Here is an 18,556-nt window from a genome sequence, read left to right as displayed (position 1 = left end):
CCCTCCCACGGAGCCCCGCCATGCGTGACGAGACCGCGACGGCTGTCGATTTTCCCGCGCTCCGCGCCCGGCTCGGCGCCAAGGCGCTCACCTTGCCGGTGATTTTCGCGACCGGCGGCGAGATTCTGGATGCCGCCGAACCGCCGCCCGGGGTCGCGGTCCAGCGCATCGCCATCCTCGGCAGCCTGACCACCGATTTCATCACCCGCGCGGTCGCCTGCGCCCTCGTCCTCGAAGGGGTGTGGCCGGTGATCTATCAGGCGCCGTTCGGCTCGCTGATCCAGGAAGCGCTCGATCCCGGCTCGCCGCTTCACCGCTTCGCCGCCGATGGCGTTCTGGTCGCAACCGATTGGCGCGACGGTGTCGATCCCCTGCCGATCGGCGCCAGCGCGGAGGCGGTTGCCGCGGCGCGCGCCGACAAGGTCGCCTTGTTCGAAAATCTGTGGACGGCGCTGGCGCGTGGCGGGCATTGCCGCATTCTCCAGCACCTGATGGCGCCGCCGCCGATGCGCTTTTGCGGCCCTGCCGAGCGCTTCGCCGACGCCGCGCCGGAACGCCAGGTCGCCGCCCTCAACGCGGCGCTGCTGGCCACCGGGCGCGGGCGCGTTTCCTGGATCGAGACCGACCGCCTGGCGGCGGAGGCGGGGTTCACCCGTTTCGCGAGCCCGGCCAATTACTACGCCGCCCGCATCGGCTTCGATCAGCGCTTTTTGCCCGATTACGTCGCCTATTTCCGCGCCGCCTTCCGCGCCGCGTTCGGCCGGGCGAAGAAGGCGCTGGTGCTCGATCTCGACAACACGCTCTGGGGCGGCGTCATCGGCGATGACGGGGTCGGCGGCATCACGCTTGGGCCAGGCTCACCCGCCGGCGAGGCTTTCGCCGACTGGCAGAGCTATCTTCGCGACCTCCGCGCCCGCGGCATCGTGCTCGCGGTCTGCAGCAAGAACGACCCGGAGATCGCCGCGACCGGCTTCACCCATTCCGCGAGCGTGCTCCGGCGCGAGGATTTCGCGGCGTTCGAATGCTCCTGGGAAAACAAGGCGGACGGGATCAAACGCATCGCTAAGGCGCTCAATCTCGGGCTCGATTCGCTGGTTTTCCTCGACGACAACCCCGCCGAATGTGACCTCGTCGCCGGCGCGCTGCCCGAGGTCGCGGTGGTGCCGCTCGGCGACGATCCTGGCAAGTTCATAGAGCGGCTGGATGCCACGCGCTGGCTCTATCTCGAGAGCTACACCGCCGAAGACCTCGCCCGCGCCGAGGCTTATGCGGCGCGCGAGGCGGCGGCGGCGGAAGCGCGCGGGGCGACCGATCTCGGGAGCTATCTCGATGGCCTCGCCATGCGCGGGCGGATCTGGCGGCCGGAGGAGGGCGATATCGCCCGCGTCGCGCAGCTCGAACAGAAAACCAACCAGTTCAACGTCACCACGCGGCGGTTTTCGGAAGCGGAAATCCGCGCCTTCCTCGGCGATGACAATGCCATCGTGCTCGCCTTTCATCTGCGCGACAAATTCGGCGATCACGGCCTGGTCTCGACCCTGATCGCGCAGCCGGCGGAGGACGGGAAGACGCTCCATATCGTGAGCTGGCTGATGAGTTGCCGGGTTTTTTCGCGCACCGCCGAGGGGTTCATCCTCCGCCATCTGCTCGCGCTCGCCAGCGCGCGCGGGTTTGCCCGTCTGCGCGGCGAATATCGCCCGACGGCGAAAAACGGCGTCGTCGCCGATCTCTATCCGCGTCTCGGCTTTGCGGAAGATGGCGCGGGCGAAGGCGGCGCGCAATTCTGGGTGCGGGCGGTCGATGCCGGCGACGATATCATCACGGCGATCGCGCTGGCGTAATCCCGGCTTGCGCCGCTATCAGATCAGGGGCTTTGCCCCTGACCCCACCAAAGGCAATGCCTTTGGAAACCGTCCCGAAACGCGGGTCTGGTTCATCCGGGTTTGGGGGCACGGCCCTTAGGCGAAATCGCTGGCCAGCGTATCGCGGAGAGCCGGCGTGAGCGTGGTCATGTGTGGGTAGTTGGGGTGGCGGAAGCCGAGCATGATATCGTTCGCGGTTTTGAATTTGGCGATCGCAGCCGCGGTGAAAGGAAAATGCACGAACTGCACCGAGGAGGCCTTGCCCTCGGCGGTGGTGCGGTCCTGATCGGTCTCGGGTTGGCTTGCGATGGTTTCGCCGGCGAAGCTCAGAAACGCGGTTTCCTCGATCCCGCCGAGACGCGCGAGTTCGGCTTTGCGCCGGTCTGGATCGTCGATTTCGATCATGAAGGTCGCGACCAGCTCGGTGCCGTTTGGCACGAGCGGATTATAGGCCGCGAGTTCGTCGGCGATCTGCGCGGGACCGCCTTTTTCGATGTGCAGCATTTCGTGAATTTGAAACCACATCGTATCGTAATTCTCGAAGAAGAAGGTGACGAACGGGCCGACCGCGACGCGGCGGCCACGCTTCAGCGCAACCATCGCGCGCCGGCGCTCGGCCCGCGTGGCGGCGTAGATTTCCGGCGGTAGGATATCCGCCTCGGTGATCGCGTGCTTGCGGGTCATTGACATCTCCGCTGTGATAATCAGGCGGCTTCGGGATCCAAGCCGTAGCTGCGGGCAAGGAGCCGGATGGGATGGGAAAGAAGCTCCGGCACGGGGCCGTCGCTCGTCGTGTCGCGCGCCATGGTCTGGCCGAGATGCGTGCCGGCGAGCGGGCATTCCGACGTCACAAAGCGCTGGCCGGCGCTTTTTGCCGCGCGCGCGGCCGGGCGGCCGACTTTGAGGGCGACCGGAAAATTCTCGCGCTTGAACCCCCAGGCCCCGCCGTGGCCGGAGCAGCGCTCGATCACGGTGACATCGATCTCGGGGATCAGGCGCAGCATCTCGGCGGCTTTCTGGCCCATGTTTTGCGCCCGCGCATGGCAGGCCATATGCACCGTGACGCCGCCCGGAACCGGCTGCAAACCGGGGGCGAGGCCGTTTTTGCGCGCGATATCGACGATATATTCGCTGACGTCATAGGTTGCATCGGCAAGGCGCCGCACCCCCTCGTTCTCGGGCAGCAGCAGCGGCCATTCGAATTTCAGCATCAAGGCGCAGGAGGGGACGAGGGCAATGACATCATAGCCGCGCGCGATCCAGGGGGCGAGGGCAGCCGCGACCTCTTGCGCCTGCGCTGCAACCTCGCCGAGCAATCCCTGTTCCAAAAGCGGCATGCCGCAGCAGCGTGGATAGACGATTTCGGTCTCGACGCCATTTCGCGCGAGCACGGCGCGCGTCGCGAGCCCGACGCTGGTATCGTTGTAATTGCCAAAGCAAGTGGCATAGAGCACGGCCTTGCGGCCAAAACCCGGCGCCTCGCGATTGAGCGTGGGCGGGTTGGCGGCGGCGGCGATGGTAAGGCTGTGGCTGGCATATTTCGGCAGTTCGGCCTCGCGATGGAGGCCCGCGCCGGCTTCGAGCCACCGGCGCGCCAGGCGGTTTTCGGTGTTCGTCGCCCAATTGGCGAGGGGGGCGGCGAGGTTGGCGAGCCGGCCGTTGCGGTCGGTTTTGGCGAGTTCACGATCGGCCCAGGCGACCTCGCCGGCGCGCGCGGCCACCGCGCGCTGGCGCAGCATGAGATGCGGAAAATCGAGCGCGAAGGGATGCGGCGGCACATAGGGGCATTTGGTCATGAAGCACATGTCGCACAGCGTGCAGGCTTCAACGACCGGCGCGAAATCAGCGCTTTTGACCGAGTCGAGTTCGCCGCTCGGCGACGCATCGATGAGATCAAAAAGGCGCGGGAAGGAATCACAGAGGTTGAAGCAGCGCCGGCAGCCATGACAAATGTCGAACACCCGGCGCATTTCCGCGTCGAGTTTTTCCGGGTCATAGAATTCGTCATCCCGCCACGCGATCGGATGACGTGTCGGTGCCTCGAGCCCGCCTTCGCGCATCACATTTTCCTTGGTGAAAAAAACCGAGCCAGGCGGCCCGGCGACCTTGCCGCGGGCACCTGGCTCGCGCGGGCAATGGCGGCTTATTTCAGTTCGTCGAAGGCGCGCTGAAAGCGTCCGGCGTGCGAACGCTCGGCCTTGGCCAGCGTCTCGAACCACTCGGCGATCTCCTCGAACCCTTCCTCGCGGGCGGTGCGTGCCATGCCGGGATACATGTCTGTATATTCGTGGGTTTCGCCGGCGATCGCGGAGAGCAGATTATCGCTGGTCTTGCCAATCGGCTTGCCGGTCGCGGGATCACCCACGGCTTCGAGAAATTCGAGATGACCATGGGCATGCCCGGTCTCGCCCTCGGCGGTGGAGCGGAACACCGCGGCGACGTCATTATAGCCTTCGACATCGGCTTTCTGGGCGAAATAGAGATAGCGGCGATTGGCTTGGCTCTCCCCCGCAAACGCGTATTTCAGGTTTTCCTCGGTCTTGCTGTTTTTGAGCGATGCCATGACTAACCTCCTGACCTCGACGGCCTGACGATGAACCAAAAATCTTGGGAACCGGATGCGGCGCGGATGCATGATAAAACGCCACAAACGCCGGGAATCCTTGGCCCAGAGGCTAGCCGCGCGGCCCCGCGAAGTCAATTTGGGCGGGGGCGCCGAGTGCATTTCCCGTCCGGCCGCCAGTTATCGTGGCAGCCAGCCTAAGTCCTTGCGCCTAATGGTGCCGTCGGGCTGGACAACATCGATGCGGCGCATCTTGATCATCTCCCAGCCACTGGCATCACCGGCCCCTTCCTCGCGTGGCCCCATGATTATCATTGCTATCGGAAAGCACCTTTGCAGGCCATTGCGAATTCCGTGTGACAAGACAGGCCCCCCGGAACAGCCGGACATGTTGTAGCCTAACGGCTGCTTCCGAGTCGCCCAGGGTGCTCTACAATCTCGGTCGGGGTCATAGGTGACAATCACATCCCGTTCGGTCACGTCCTCAATCGTCGCCAAGCTGCCACATGCGAACGACTGCACGACCCCAGGCGCACTAGTGACACGTTGGGCTTCGGGAAAACCACAGAACGTCACGGCACGACCTAAATCTGGTTTTGGCGGCGGCCAGTCACCTCCGCAATCCACGGGTGTGGCGTCAATCGCCTGCGCTAGCTTTTCGGAGACGCGAAACGTGGCAATGTCCCATTCAGGGCACCGGTCAATCATGAGGCTCGGCAAATCTATCGGGTGTGACGTTCGAATTTGGCAAACAATGTTAGAATTTTGGGCGATAGTCTTTTCCAGGGCTTCCACCACGTGGTTGGCGGTTATTCCAATAATGCCGTTGGCGAAGCGTAGAAAGAAGCAAGTGCCACCGAAAATGCGCCTAGGCCAACGCTCCTTGCGGTCATGCCAAGCTATGGGGGTCGCAACTTTCAATGTGAAGTCTGCCAAGAATTTGTCCACCAAGGCTAGTTCGGCAGGATTGCCCTTCACCGGAGTCTCCCAATGAAATTAACGACCCTTATCCGTTTAGAACATTTCCACCAATCAGCAGATGACACATTATTGGAATTATAACTTGATTCGTCAAAGCGATTTGTTATGTCAGGCGGGAAAGACGCTCGCCGAGCAGCGCGAAAAATCCCTCCGCGTCCAGCGTCTCCAAAACCAGGGCATTGGCGGTCTCTTCCGGCGCGGGCGCGATCGTCGTCTGTCCCCGTGTCGCCCCCTCGGCGCAGGAGACGGCGACGCGGGCCGGGCGGGCGGTGAACAAATCCGGGCGCAGCAGCCAGGCGATGGCGCAGGGGTCATGCAGCGGGCGGCCGGGCAGCGTCGGGTGCGGCGGCAGGGCGGCGAGAATGTCGCAGGCCGTGGCAAGCGCCGTTCCCGCCCCGGCGGCGCGGAGATGCGCAAGACGCGAAGGTGTCACCAGCGCCTGATGGGTGAGATCGAGCGGCGCGAGGGTCAGCGGACGCCCGGCGGCAAGCAGAACCGATAGCGCCTCGGGGTCGCTCCAGGCGTTGAACTCGGCCGCCGGCGTGATGTTGCCGCCCGCGAACGCGCCGCTCATCAGGACGATTTCGCCGATTTTGGCGGCCAAATCCGGCTCGGCCATCAAAGCGCGTGCGAGATTGGTCGCGGGGCCGATGCCGACCAGGGTGAGCGGGGCGGTCGCGGCGCGGAGATGGGCACGGATGACATCGGCGGCCACGCCCGGCGCCGGCGCCCCGCCCGGAGGCAGAACGATCCCGGCGAGGCCGTTTTCGCCATGCGCCCGGGGTGCCGAGGTGAATTCGCCACGGATCGGCTGCCCCGCCCCGGCATGGACCGGAACCCCGGCCCCGGCGAGCGCGACCAGCGCCAGGGCATTGGCCAAGGTGCGCTCGATCCCGACATTGCCGCCGACAACGGTGATCGCCTGGAGCGCGATCTCCGGCGAGGCGAGCGCGAGCAAAAGGGCGATCGCGTCATCGGTGCCGGGATCGCAATCGATGATGATGGGACGCGCGAGCGCGGGAACGCTTTCGGACCGGCGCTTCATATGATTGCCCTCGACCCGCCCGGCGGCTCCGCCGTGATTCGCGGACAGTTTGCAATGCGACAACCCCGCAGCGGTACACCCTAACGCCGTGCGTTGCTTGGTGGAGCCAAGGGGAGTCGAACCCCTGACCTCCTGAATGCCATTCAGGCGCTCTCCCAACTGAGCTATGGCCCCGTGGCGCGCCTTATAGAGGGCGCCGACCGGGGGATCAAGCGCTGGGAATCCAGCACTCCTTTGGCAGATTTGGCGTTGTGGTTTTGCCGAAGACCGTCCCGCGAGGGAGATCAAGGATGAACGGCCTTCGCCCCGGGCAGCCTGGCGAAGGCCTTGGTGAAGAAATCGGGCGCGCCGAAATTGCCGGATTTGAGGGCGAGCAGCAGCGGCGGGCCATCCCCCTCGGCGCGGGTCCAGGGCACGCCCGGGTCGATCGGCGCGCCGATGCGTAAAGAACGCACGCCAAGGCGCGAGACCACCGCGCCCGAGGTTTCGCCGCCGGCGACGACGAGGCGCCGCACCCCGAGGTCGCGAAGGCCGGCGGCAATGGTGGCGAGCGCGGCCTCGATCACGGCGCCGGCTTGCGCGCGCCCGAGACGCGCCTGCAAGGCGGCGACCCGCTCGGGCGGGGCGGAGGCGGCGATCAGCGGCGGGCGGCCCGCGGAATGGGCGCCGAGATGCTCCCTCGCCCAGGCCAGCGCGGCGCTGGCGAGGGCGGCGGCATCGGGGGTTGCGAGCGGGTCGAGGTCGAGCGTCGGGAGCGCTTCGCGTGCCCGCGCGATCTGGCCGAGCGTCGCCTGCGAGCAGGAGCCGGCGAGGATCGCCGCAAGACCGGGCACATCATCGAGCGCCGCCGGATCGGCGCGCTCGGGAAGCAGGCCCTGGCGCCGGAAATTCGCCGGCAAGCCCATCGCGACGCCCGAGCCACCGGTGATCAGCGGGTGCTCGGCCGCCGCTGCGCCGATCGCATGGAGATGGCGCTCATCCACCGCGTCAAGGATGGCGTAGCGCTTACCCTCGCGCGCGCACGCTGCCATCGCCGCGCGGATCGCCTCCGCCCCCTGTTCGACGACGGCGTAAGGGACGAGGCCAACGGTGCCGCTGGTCTGGCGGGCGAGCACGCGGACCAGATCGGCATCGCGCATCGGCGTCAGGGGATGGTTTTCCATGCCGCTTTCATTGAGCAAGCGGCTGCCGACGAAGAGATGGCCCTGATAGACGCTGCGTGCATTGGCCGGGAAAGCGGGGCAGGCGAGGGCAAAGCCGGCGCCGAGATCGGCAAGCAGCGCATCGGCGACCGGGCCGATATTGCCCGCGTCCGTGCTGTCGAAGGTCGAGCAGTATTTGAAGAAAAACTGCCGGCAGCCGGCGGCGCGCAGCGCGGCAAGCGCGGCACGGCTTTGGGCCACGGCTTCGCCGGCCGGCGCGGTGCGTGATTTGAGGGCGATCACCAGCGCGTCGGCCTCGGGCAATGGTTGGCCAGGCGCGGGCACGCCGATGAGCTGGACGGTGCGCATGCCGTGTTCGACGAGCATGCTGGCGAGATCGGTCGCGCCGGTGAAATCATCGGCGATGCAGCCGAGCAGCGGCATGTTTTCCTCCAAACGTGGGCGTCTCATCCCGGCGCGAGCGCTTGCGCGAAGGCGGCGATTTGTGTCTCCCAGCCAGGCAGCGCCTGCCCCGCGCGCCAGGCGTTCGCGGCCATCGTGGCGCGGAGGTCGGCATCGAAAATCAGCCGCCGTAGCGCCTTCGAAAGCTGTTCGTGATCGCCGGGGTTGGCGAAAACGCCGGCGTCCTCGGGCACCAGGGCGGCAGCGGCGCCGCCGGCGCAGACGGCGACCGGCAGGCCGCGCGCCAGCGCCTCGGCGACCGCCATGCCATACCCTTCCCAATGGGTCGCGAGCGCGAAGAGGTCGGCTCCTTGCCAGAGGCGGTCGAGCGCCGCGTCATCGACCTCGCCGGCGAACGTCACTTTCGCCGCGATCCCGAGGTCGCCGGCGAGGGCGCGGAGGTTTGCGGCATAAGCCGGATCGCTCGCCGTCTCGCCGGCGATGGTGAGGGAAAATTCGAGGTCAAAGAGCGGCGCGAGCGCGCGGAGCAGCACGTCATGCCCCTTGCGCGGGATCAGCGCGCCGACCGAGAGGATCGCCGCTCCCGGCCCACCCGAGCCCCGGCTCCGCGGCGCGGGATCGGTGCCGGGGGTGACGACGCGAAGGCGCGCGGGCGCGACGCCGAATTCTTTCTCCAGCCGCGAGGCGGTTTCCGCGCTGGTCGCGATGACGGTTTTGAGACGCGGCAGCAAGCGGCATTCGAGGGCGCGCAGATCAGCGCGGTCGGCCTCGGAAAACCCGGTCTCGAGCGCCGTCGGGTGGTGGATGAGGCCGATCGCGCGGCCGGTGATGGCGGCGAGATGGGGCGCGAAGGCGGGCAGCGCGAGCCCATCGATCACCGGGATCACGTCCTGCGCGAGCGCGGCGAGGCTGCGCCCGGCCTCCTCCTCGGCCAGTGCGTCGGCGAGCGGGTGGCGCCCGGCGAGCGCGATCACCGCAACCTCATGCCCGGCCTGGCGGAGGCCGGCGACCATGCGACGGTCATAGGCATAGCCGCCGGAGAGCCGCTCCCAAGGGGCGGGAACGAAAAGCGCGATCCGGCTCACGCCGCGTCCTCGGCGCCGATCGGCCCCTCGAAAGCGGCGAACGCGCGCGGGCTTTCGCGGAGCAGGATTTTGAGCCCGGAAAGGCGACGCCCCCCCGCGCCGAGCGCGCCTTCGCGGCACGCATCGGCAAGCAGGGCGTGGATATGGGCGGCAAGGAATTCGGTGGTGGTGTTGCGCCCGGCGAATTCGGCCAGGTCGTCGAGATTGCGGTAATCGAGGGTATCGAGCACGCGGCGCAGGGCCTGGCCGGCGAGGCCGATATCGACCACCAGGTGATCGGCATCGAGGATCGGCGCGCGGAATTCCGCCTCGACCGCGTAGGTCGCGCCGTGCAGGCGCTGGGCCGGGCCAAACACCGCGCCCTGGAAGGAATGCGCGATCATGACATGGTCGCAAACGGTGAGGCTGTACATCTCAGGCTCCGTAATCGATCACGTGGCAGAGGCCGCCTTCGAGCAGACGCGGCATGGCGGCCGGAAGGTCGACGAATTTGGTCGGCGGCTCGAGGAGGATATCAAACACCGGATCGCCGAGAAGATCGAGAGCAAGCGCGAGCCGCGCGCGCGGCGTGCGGCGGGCGCGCATCACGGGGGCGACCCGGCCGACCTGACTTCCGATGATCCGCAGGCGTCGGGCATGAAAATCCTCCCCGAGCGGAACCGCGGGGGCGGCATCGCCATACCAGCTCGCCTCGATGATCGCCGCCTCGTCGCCGGCGGCGCGCAACGCGTGCGCAAGGCCAGCGGCGGAGGCCGAGGTGTGAAAAACGAGATCCTGATCACCGGGCGCGGCCTCGGGCAGCGCGAAACGGCAGCCGAGCGCGGCCGCAGGCGTCGCGCGGGCGGGATCGAGATCGCACAGGGTGACGGTGGTCGCGGGAATGCGTGCCACCAGCGCGCCGGCGAGCAGGCCGAGCACGCCGGCGCCAATCACCAGAACCCGCATCCCGGGAAGCGGTGCGGCATCCCAGAGCAGGTTGAGCGCGGTTTCCATGTTGGCGGCGAGCACCGCGCGGGCGCTCGGCACCGCGTCGGGCACCGGAATGGCGTGTGTTTGTGGCGCGTTGAACGCGTCCTGGTGCGGGTGAAGAACAAAGAATCGCGCCCCGTTCTCGGCTTGCGCGACGGCGCTATAGCCGTATTTCACCGGAAACGGGAAAGCGCCGGCCATCAGCGGCGCCCGCATTGCCTGGAACTGGCTTTCCGGGACGCGGCCTTCGAAAACCAGGGCCTCGGTCCCGCGCGAGATGCCGCTCGCGATCGTGGTTAGCCGGATCTCGCCGGGTGCCGGCGCCGGCAGAGCCTCGGCGCGGATCTCGCCACGGCCGGCGGCGATGGTCCAGAAAGCGCGGGCTTGCATGCCATGAGCGCCCTTTCAGGCGCGGCCGTAGGTGTCGTCGAAGCGGACGATGTCATCCTCGCCGAGATAGGCGCCGGATTGCACCTCGATCAGGGTGAGCGGGATGCGGCCGGGGTTCTCCAGCCGGTGCTTTGTCCCGAGCGGCAGATAGATGCTTTCATTCTCGCGCACCAGGATCTGCTGATCATCGCGGGTGACGAGCGCGGTGCCGTTCACCACCACCCAGTGCTCGGCGCGGTGAAAATGCTTTTGCAATGACAGTTTGTGGCCCGGCGAGACGACGATGCGCTTGACCTGAAAACGGTCGCCATGGATCAGGCTCTCGTAAAATCCCCATGGGCGATAACAGCGGTTATGCGCGACCGCCTCCGCTCGTCCCGCGGCGCGCAGCCGATCGACGACTTTTTTGACATCCTGCGCATGATCGCGATGCAGCGCGAGCACCGCGTCCTCGGTCACCACCACCACGGCGTTTTCGAGACCGACGACGGCGGTCAGCATGCCATCGCTCCGCACATAGCAATCGCGCGCCGCTTCGAGCAGCACATCACCGACCGCGACATTGCCGGCGCCGTCTTTCTCGCCCAGCGCCCAAAGCGCGCTCCAGCTCCCGACATCCGACCAGCCGAGATCAGCCGGCACCACCGCCGCATGCCGGGTGCGCTCGGCCACGGCATAATCGAGGCTGATCGCCGGCGCGCTCGCGAAGGCCTCGGCGTCGAGACGAAGGAAATCGAGATCCGCCCGCCGCCCGGCCACCGCCGCGCGCACCGCCGCCAGCACCGCCGGGGCGTGTTCCGCCATCTCCGCGATCAGGCGCGCGGCGGTGAAAAGGAACATGCCGGAGTTCCACAAATGCCGGCCCGACGCGACCAGCCGCGCCGCCGTCTCGGCGTCCGGCTTTTCGATGAAGCGGACGAGATCATGGGCGCCGGCGATCCCGGAGAGCGGCGCGCCGACCTCGATATAGCCATAGCCGGTCTCGGGCGCGGTCGGCTTCATGCCGAAGGTCACGATCCGCCCGCCGCGCGCCGCCGCGATCGCGGGTTCCAGCGCCGCCCGCAGTGCCGCGAGGTCGGTGATCGCGGCATCAGCGGCCATCATCCAGAGCACCGCGTCGGGATTTTCCTCGGCCACGAGCAGGGCAGCGGCGGTGATCGCGGGGGCGCTGTTGCGCCCGACCGGCTCCAGCAGGATCCGCGCGGGCGCGCCACCTTCCTTGCGCAATTGCTCGGCGATCAGGAAGCGATGCTCGTGGTTGCAAACCACGATCGGCGGCGCAAAACCGGGGCCAGTGGCGCGGTGGGCGGTGTCTTGCAGCAGCGAGCGGGCGGAAATCAGCGGCCAATATTGCTTCGGATAGCTCTCACGCGAAACCGGCCAGAGCCGCGTCCCCGAGCCGCCGGAGAGGATCACGGGCACGATCGGCTCCAAGGCGATGGCGGCGGCGCTCGATGCAGCGTCATAGTCGGCGGCCATGGGACGGTCCCCTATCTCACGTCACTATTCTACCACGACATCTACCACGACCCCACGATCGCCGCGGCCTTCCCGCGGCGTCGTTCGTCTCTCGGGGGTCTGTTTACCATGGCGAAAAATAGAAAACAAAAGGCTTCTTTTTCTGAAGAAAAAGAAGCAAAAAGACTTTTCTTCGTTCTCTTTGAGTGGCGATGTCCTCGGCGTGGGCGGGGGCTGCCGGCAAGATGCGGTTTGTCGTAGGAGTCGAACGATAGATCACGGCAAACCGCGTCGCGGAGATGGCTGCTCCGAAAAACGGAGGAAAGTCTTTTTGCTTCTTTTTCTTCAGAAAAAGAAGAGTCTTATTTGATTTTTTTCTTTCGGAGCGGGTGATATGGATCCGAGCCTGATCGCGATCCTTGGTTTCGTGGTTTTATTTCTCTTGATGCTGCTGCGTGTGCCGGTTGGCATCGCGATGGGGGCGGTTGGGGTGGGCGGGTTCGGATGCGTCGCGGGGTTTGCGCCGGCGCTGAAGCTGCTTGCGCAATCGCCGATCCGGACCGCAACCGATGCCGGGTTCGCGGTCATCCCCTTATTTCTCTTGATGGGCGCGATCGCCTCCGAATCCGGCATGAGCACCGAATTGTTCAAGGCGGCGCATCGGTTTCTCGGCCATCGCCGGGGCGGGCTGGGCATGGCGACGATTGCCGCCTGCGCCGGGTTCGCCGCCATCTCGGGCTCCTCGGTTGCGACCGCGGCGACGTTTTCCGCCGTCGCCTATCCCGAGATGCGGCGCTTTCATTACCCGCAGAGTTTCGCCGCCGGTGTCATCGCCGCGGGTGGCACGCTCGGCGCTATCCTGCCGCCCTCGATCGTGCTTGCGGTCTATAGCCTGATCACCCAGCAGGATGTCGGCAAGCTTTATATTGCTGGCGTCCTGCCAGGGTTGCTCGCGATCGCGATGTATCTGGTGACGATTTTCCTGATCGGCGCACTTCGCCCTGGGTTTTTGCCGACCACGCCGCGCGCCAGCTGGGCCGAGCGGCTGGCGGCGCTGCGTGGGGTCTGGGCGATCAGCCTTTTGTTCCTGTTCGTCGTTGGCGGGCTCTATGGTGGGATGTTCACCGCGACAGAAGCGGCGAGCATGGGCGCCGGCGGCGCATTCCTCATCGCCATTTTCCGCCGCCGGCTTTCAGCGCCGCAGCTCATGCAGTGTCTCGTGCGCGCGGTGCGCACCAGTGCCGCGATCTTCACCATCCTCATCGGCGCCCTGCTGTTCGGCTATTTCCTGACCGTGACGCAAACGCCGCAGCATCTGACAGCGGCGCTGGCCGGGCTCGGGATCGGGCGATACGGCATTCTCGCGCTGATCATGCTGATGTATCTCGGCCTCGGCTGCGTGATGGACGCGATGGCGATGGTCATTCTCACCATCCCGATCGTGTTTCCGCTGATCACCGCGCTCGGGTTCGATCCGATCTGGTTCGGCGTCATCATCGTCATGACGGTCGAACTCGGCCTCATTCATCCGCCCGTCGGGATGAACGTGTTCGTGATCAAAAGCGTGATCGGCGAGGTCGGTATCGCGACGATTTTCGCCGGCGTCATCCCGTTCGTGATCACCGACATCGTCCGGCTGTGCATCCTGATCGCCTTCCCTGCCATTTCCACCTGGCTGCCCGGCCAGATGTAGCCGGGTGCGGCTCAGAACCCGAGGCGCGCGCGGATCTCTCCCGGCGTGAGGCCGAGGGTGCGCAAGCCCGCGGCGCCCGCAGATTTGGCGAGCCGCACGCCGCTGGCATCACGGATCAGGCGGTGATGGGCGTATTGCGGCGCCGGCCAGCCCATCAGCGCCTGTAACAGGCGATGGAGATCGGTCGCCGCGCGCAGATCCTCGCCGCGTGTCACCAGAGTCACGCCCTGGATGGCGTCATCATGGGTTACCGCAAGGTGGTAGCTCGCCGGGCACTCTTTCCGCCCGAGCACAACGTCGCCGAAGCGTTCGGGATGGCAGAGAACGCAGCCGTGGCCGGCTTCGTGGTAGTGGAGCGGCCCGGGGCAGGCGGCGAGCGCTCCGGCCATGTCGAGGCGGAAGGCGTGCGGCGTGCCGGCGGCGAGAAGCGCTTGCCGGTGCTCGGCAGAGCGCGCGCGGCAGGTGCCGGGATAGAGCGGCGCGCCGTCCGGCGTCTGGCCGCGGCTTGCGCGGGCGATGTCGGCGCGGGTGCAAAAACAGGGATAAAGCAGCCCGCGCGCCGCCAGCCGATCGAGCACGCTGCGATACGCGTCGAAATGCGCCGATTGCACGCGGGGAGGCTCGTCCCAGACGAGGCCGAGCCAAGCGAGGTCATCGAGAATCGCCTGTGTGAATTCCGGCCGGCAGCGGGTTTCGTCGATATCCTCGATGCGGAGCAGAAATCGCCCGCCCGCCGCGCGCGCCTGGCGTTCGGCAAAAAGCGCGGCGTAAGCATGGCCGAGATGGAGCGGGCCGGTGGGCGAGGGGGCGAAGCGGGTCGTGATCATGTGCGATGATAGTTCCATGACGGCGCTGCCCGCGGGGTTGCGGCGCCGCGCCGGCTCTGCGATAAGGGGGGCGAGACTTCGCGGCGCACAAGTGCTGGCGGGCCGGACGAGGAAGTTCCCCCAGGGATTGCGCGCTACCCGAGCAGGAGCCGCATTTGCCCCGAGACGGATGGGATCTCTCGCCGAATCTGAACGCCCTTGCGTGGCAAGGGCGTCGGCCGCTCTTCAAACGAAGGTTCCTGGGGCTTCGACCGGGGCGGTGATGAACGATCTCCAAACCCTGGTTCTGAACGCCGATTTCCGCCCGCTCTCGCGGTTTCCGCTTTCTTCCTGGCACTGGAAAGACGCCGTCAGCGCCCTGGTTTTGCAACGGGTCAATCTGGTCGCCGAATATGACGATGTCATCCGCTCGCCGAGCCGCGCGATGCGGGTGCCGAGTGTCGTCGCCCTCAAACGCTATCTCCATCTCGACGGCTACCCCGCCTTCACCCGCTTCAACATTTATTGTCGCGACCGCTGGCGCTGCCAATACTGCGCCGAGGAATTTGCCTCGAGCGAACTCACCTTCGATCATGTCGTGCCGCGCTCGCGCGGTGGGCGGACGACGTGGGAGAATGTCGTCACCGCCTGTTCGCGCTGCAATCTCGGCAAGGCCAACCGCACCCCGCGCGAGGCCGGGATGCATCTGCTCCGCCGCCCCTACCGGCCGAGCCGGCGCGAACTCGCCCACGCCGCTGCCCCGCTCGCGCGCGAGCAGGTGCATCACACGTGGGTCGATTTTCTCTACTGGGATTCGGAACTGGAAGAGTAACGCGCTCACTCGTCCGGCCGGCGCGCCAGCACTTCGCGTTTGCCGACATGGTTGGCGGCGCTGACGATGCCTTCTTTCTCCATCTGCTCGATCAGCTTGGCGGCGCGGTTATAGCCGATCTGGAGATGGCGCTGGATGAAGGAGGTCGAGGCCTTCCCCTCGCGCGCGACGAGATCGACCGCTTGGTCGAAAAGGCTCATCTCGCCATCGCCGCTGCCGAGCCCGCCAAATCCGCCGCCGCCGCTCCCGCCGGCATCCCCTTCCTCGGCTTCGGTCACTTCCTCGAGATAGGCCGGCTCGCCCTGGCTTCTGAGGAAGGCAACGACATCCTCGACCTCGCGATCGGTGACGAAGGGGCCGTGGGTGCGGGTGATGCGCCCGCCGCCCATCATGTAGAGCATGTCGCCCTGGCCGAGGAGTTGCTCGGCCCCCTGCTCGCCGAGGATGGTGCGGCTGTCGAATTTGCTGATCACCTGGAAGCTGATCCGGGTCGGGAAATTGGCTTTGATGGTGCCGGTGATGACGTCGACCGAGGGCCGCTGGGTTGCCATGATGACATGAATGCCGGCGGCGCGCGCCATCTGGGCGAGGCGTTGGACCGCCGCTTCGATCTCCTTGCCGGCGACCATCATGAGGTCGGCCATCTCATCGATGACGACGACGATGAAGGGCAGCGGCTCGAGCGCCAGCGGCTGATCTTCGTAGACGGCGCGGCCGGTTTCGGCATCGAAGCCGGTCTGTACCCGCCGCGTCACCACCTCGCCACGCTCGCGCGCTTCCGCGACCCGCTCGTTATAGCCGCCGATATTGCGCACCCCGAGCTGGCTCATGGCGCGATAGCGGCGTTCCATCTCGCGCACCGTCCATTTCAGCGCCGTTACCGCCTTCGCCGGCTCCGTCACCACCGGCGCCATCAGGTGTGGAATACCCTGATAGACCGAGAGTTCGAGCATCTTGGGGTCGATCATGATCAGCCGGCATTGATCGGGCGAGAGGCGATAAAGCAGGCTCAGGATCATCGCGTTGACGCCGACCGATTTGCCCGAGCCGGTGGTGCCGGCGATCAGCAGATGCGGCATGCGCGCGAGATCGGCGATCACCGGCGCGCCACTGATATCCTTGCCGAGCGCGAGCGAAAGGCGCCCCGGCTGCTTGTGCCAGGCGTCGCTGGCCAGCAATTCGCTGAGATAAACCGTCTCGCGCACGGCGTTGGGCACTTCGATGCCGATGACATTGCGCCCGGGCACGGTCGCGATGCGCACCGCGATCACCGAGAGGCTGCGCGCGATATCGTCGGCAAGGCCGATCACGCGGGCGCTGCGGATGCCGGGCGCCGGTTCCAGCTCATAGAGTGTCACCACCGGCCCTGGCCGGATGTCGCGGATCGTGCCTTGGACACCGTAATCGGCGAGCACGCTTTCTAAAAGCCGGGCATTGGCTTCGAGCGCATCGGCGCCGGGGCCAACGGCGGCGCGCGTCGGCGCCGGCTTGAGGAGGCTGAGCGAGGGGAATTGCCAGCCGGATTGAGGGAGCGGCAGGGTTTCTTGCCGCGGCGCCGGCGCCGGTCGGCGGGGCGGCGCAATGATTCGGGCGCGCGGCGGCGTTTGCTCAGCGGGGGGCGGCGCGGAGACGGTGGGCGGCGCCGCCGCTTGGGCAGCGCCGGCGAAACTTTCCGGCGGCGGGGTGAGCAGATCGCGTCCGAGAATCGGCGCGAGCCGCGCCTTGGCCTGCCGCCACACGCGAGCGACCCAACCAGCCCCGTTGCGCCCATGGCGGACGCTGCCGCCGGCGATGCGAATCACGCCGCCACCGGCCGCCCGCCATTCCGCGAAAGAGAGGCCGAAGCCGAGCAAAACGAGGCTTGCCGCAAGAGCACTTCCGAGCGCGACGACGATGACCGCGCCGAGTGTGCCGAGCAGGCCGCGCCCGGCAGCGAGCGCGGTCGCGGCGACGAGACTGCCGATGGCGCCGCCGAGACCGGCCGGGCTCGGCCAGGCAGCCGGCAGCGGGATGGCGGCGAGAAGCCCGGCCAGCACCGGCAACGCCACGATCAAGGCCGCGAGCCGCAGCGGCGCCACCGCGAGACCGCGATGCGCCGCCAGCCGCCAGGCCCAGGCGAGCAGGGCCAGCGCCGGCAGCGCCCCGGCGAGGCCGAGGAATTGCAGCAATAGATCGGCAAGGATCGCCCCGATGGGCCCCGCGAGATTATGCACGGCAACCCGCGCCGCGGTGTCGAGCGAAGGGTCGTCCGGGGCATAGGAGGCGAGCGCGACCAGCAGCGTGACACCGGCGAGCGCGAGGGCCAGGCCGCCGAGTTCGCCGAGCCGCCGGCCGATCAGCCCTTGCAGCCGCGGCGTCGTGAGACGCTCGCCGGCGCGCCCCCGCCCCGATCGGTCGGGCTTGCGGGCGTCGCGCCCGAGGAGTTCACGCGGCGAGGCGGTGGTGGCCATGACCAGGAATCCTTGAGATCATCACCCAATACTACATCAGAACCGATTGGAGGAAAATCACCTTTCCCAAAGGCGCGTATGGCCCGAACGCCATCCTGGTGCTTGCGCGGCGGCGCAGCACCCCGGTAGAGTATGAGATGAGAAGGGTTTGGCTTACCAGGCGGATACGATGAACACGAAAGCAGCATTGCGGCGGCTCTCGGAACTCCGCTTGCGCGAAACCTTCGTGCATGAGCAGCGCGTGGGCGCGCTCGCGTTCGCGCTCTCGGAACATCTGGGCCTTCCTCCCGCCACCTGCGCCGCCTATCGCGATGCCGCTGAGCTGCACGATGTCGGCAAGCTCGTGGTGCCTGATGCCGTGCTTGAGAAGCCTGGGCGGCTTTCGGCGGAGGAATACGTGCTTGTTCGGCGCCATACCGAACATGGCCATGACATATTGGTGGCCTCGGGCGAGCCGCGATTGCGGCTGGCGGCGGAGGTCGCGCTGTCGCATCACGAGCGCTGGGATGGGTCGGGCTATCCGCATGGCCTCCGCGGTGAGGCGATCCCGCCGGCGGCGCGGCTGGTCGCGCTCTGCGACGTCTATGCCGCCCTGCGCGAGGAACGCACTTATAAAGCGCCGCTGTCGCATGAGGCGACCTGCTATTCGCTGCTGAACGGCATACCGGCGGGGGAAGGGCTCCATTCCGGCCAGTTCGATCCCGCACTGCTGGCCGTGCTGGCCGCCGCCCCGGGCCTGTTTCAAGCCGCCTTCGCGAGTTAATAAAGAAACTTTTTCTATTGCGGCAGTGCCTACGGCGCTGCCGCTCCGAGGAACCAGGATAAAAGTCTTTTTGCTTCTTTTTCTTCAGAAAAAG

16 protein-coding genes and 1 tRNA gene are annotated in these 18,556 nt (G+C 66.8%); 4 read left to right on the top strand and 13 right to left on the bottom strand.

The annotated features are described in order from the left end of the window. Positions 1-20: 20 nt before the first annotated feature. Positions 21-1,841, top strand: coding sequence for an HAD-IIIC family phosphatase (locus DEF76_RS17070; RefSeq protein ID WP_114913315.1), 1,821 nt, complete (start codon positions 21-23; stop codon positions 1,839-1,841). Between the two features lie 117 nt (positions 1,842-1,958). Here DEF76_RS17070 and DEF76_RS17065 read toward each other — a convergent pair whose 3' ends face one another. The 11 genes from DEF76_RS17065 to DEF76_RS17020 all read right to left on the bottom strand — a co-directional run bounded on the left by DEF76_RS17065 (position 1,959) and on the right by DEF76_RS17020 (position 11,939). Beyond that, positions 1,959-2,546 carry a DUF3501 family protein gene (locus tag DEF76_RS17065; RefSeq protein WP_114913314.1) on the bottom strand — a complete coding sequence of 196 codons (588 nt, stop codon included), beginning with the start codon at positions 2,544-2,546 and terminating at the stop codon, positions 1,959-1,961. A 20-nt stretch (positions 2,547-2,566) separates the two neighbouring features. After that, complete coding sequence (locus DEF76_RS17060; protein WP_114913313.1) at positions 2,567-3,922, bottom strand: heterodisulfide reductase-related iron-sulfur binding cluster; 1,356 nt, start codon at positions 3,920-3,922, stop codon at positions 2,567-2,569. An 83-nt stretch (positions 3,923-4,005) separates the two neighbouring features. After that, complete coding sequence (locus DEF76_RS17055) at positions 4,006-4,425, bottom strand: rubrerythrin family protein (protein WP_114913312.1); 420 nt, start codon at positions 4,423-4,425, stop codon at positions 4,006-4,008. A gap of 180 nt (positions 4,426-4,605) precedes the next feature. Next, on the bottom strand, positions 4,606-5,403 hold the full coding sequence (locus tag DEF76_RS19550; RefSeq protein ID WP_162800726.1) for a trypsin-like peptidase domain-containing protein: 798 nt from the start codon (positions 5,401-5,403) through the stop codon (positions 4,606-4,608). 106 nt (positions 5,404-5,509) lie between these two features. Next, positions 5,510-6,451, bottom strand: coding sequence for a nucleoside hydrolase (locus DEF76_RS17050; protein WP_114913311.1), 942 nt, complete (start codon positions 6,449-6,451; stop codon positions 5,510-5,512). Between the two features lie 98 nt (positions 6,452-6,549). After that, a tRNA-Ala gene (locus DEF76_RS17045) sits at positions 6,550-6,625 on the bottom strand. A gap of 110 nt (positions 6,626-6,735) precedes the next feature. Further along, entirely contained in the window at positions 6,736-8,037 is a 1,302-nt protein-coding gene (otnK, locus tag DEF76_RS17040) for a 3-oxo-tetronate kinase (protein WP_114913966.1), read from the bottom strand. Between the two features lie 23 nt (positions 8,038-8,060). Continuing rightward, complete coding sequence (locus DEF76_RS17035) at positions 8,061-9,101, bottom strand: glycosyltransferase family 4 protein (protein WP_240319048.1); 1,041 nt, start codon at positions 9,099-9,101, stop codon at positions 8,061-8,063. Next, positions 9,098-9,514 carry a 6-pyruvoyl trahydropterin synthase family protein gene (locus DEF76_RS17030; RefSeq protein WP_114913310.1) on the bottom strand — a complete coding sequence of 139 codons (417 nt, stop codon included), beginning with the start codon at positions 9,512-9,514 and terminating at the stop codon, positions 9,098-9,100. Before DEF76_RS17030 ends, DEF76_RS17035 begins: the two co-directional genes overlap by 4 nt. A 1-nt stretch (position 9,515) precedes the next feature. Beyond that, positions 9,516-10,460 carry a zinc-dependent alcohol dehydrogenase gene (locus DEF76_RS17025; protein ID WP_114913309.1) on the bottom strand — a complete coding sequence of 315 codons (945 nt, stop codon included), beginning with the start codon at positions 10,458-10,460 and terminating at the stop codon, positions 9,516-9,518. 15 nt (positions 10,461-10,475) lie between these two features. Next, entirely contained in the window at positions 10,476-11,939 is a 1,464-nt protein-coding gene (locus tag DEF76_RS17020) for a mannose-1-phosphate guanylyltransferase/mannose-6-phosphate isomerase (RefSeq protein ID WP_114913308.1), read from the bottom strand. Positions 11,940-12,312: 373 nt separating this feature from the next. Between DEF76_RS17020 and DEF76_RS17015 the strand changes: the two genes are divergently transcribed. Beyond that, the gene (locus DEF76_RS17015; RefSeq protein WP_114913307.1) at positions 12,313-13,611 is read left to right on the top strand and encodes a TRAP transporter large permease; all 1,299 of its coding nucleotides are present in this window, start codon (positions 12,313-12,315) and stop codon (positions 13,609-13,611) included. 11 nt (positions 13,612-13,622) lie between these two features. Here DEF76_RS17015 and gluQRS read toward each other — a convergent pair whose 3' ends face one another. Next, a complete protein-coding gene (gene gluQRS / locus DEF76_RS17010) occupies positions 13,623-14,438 on the bottom strand; it encodes a tRNA glutamyl-Q(34) synthetase GluQRS (protein WP_114913306.1) in 816 nt (271 codons plus the stop codon). Positions 14,439-14,700: 262 nt separating this feature from the next. Here gluQRS and DEF76_RS17005 point away from each other — a divergent pair, with 262 nt between their 5' ends. Beyond that, positions 14,701-15,249: an HNH endonuclease gene (locus DEF76_RS17005; protein WP_114913305.1), complete on the top strand. Its 549-nt coding sequence runs from the start codon at positions 14,701-14,703 to the stop codon at positions 15,247-15,249. A 5-nt stretch (positions 15,250-15,254) separates the two neighbouring features. Here the strand turns inward: DEF76_RS17005 and DEF76_RS17000 are convergent, their stop codons facing one another. Continuing rightward, positions 15,255-17,699, bottom strand: coding sequence for an FtsK/SpoIIIE family DNA translocase (locus tag DEF76_RS17000; RefSeq protein WP_114913304.1), 2,445 nt, complete (start codon positions 17,697-17,699; stop codon positions 15,255-15,257). A 169-nt stretch (positions 17,700-17,868) separates the two neighbouring features. Here DEF76_RS17000 and DEF76_RS16995 point away from each other — a divergent pair, with 169 nt between their 5' ends. Then, on the top strand, positions 17,869-18,462 hold the full coding sequence (locus DEF76_RS16995; protein WP_114913303.1) for an HD-GYP domain-containing protein: 594 nt from the start codon (positions 17,869-17,871) through the stop codon (positions 18,460-18,462). Positions 18,463-18,556 lie beyond the last annotated feature (94 nt).

Source organism: Acidibrevibacterium fodinaquatile (genome assembly GCF_003352165.1).
GTDB classification, from domain to species: Bacteria; Pseudomonadota; Alphaproteobacteria; order Acetobacterales; family Acetobacteraceae; genus Acidibrevibacterium; species Acidibrevibacterium fodinaquatile.
Note: the sequence above shows the minus strand (reverse complement) of the source record. Positions and strands in the feature narration are given on the sequence as shown.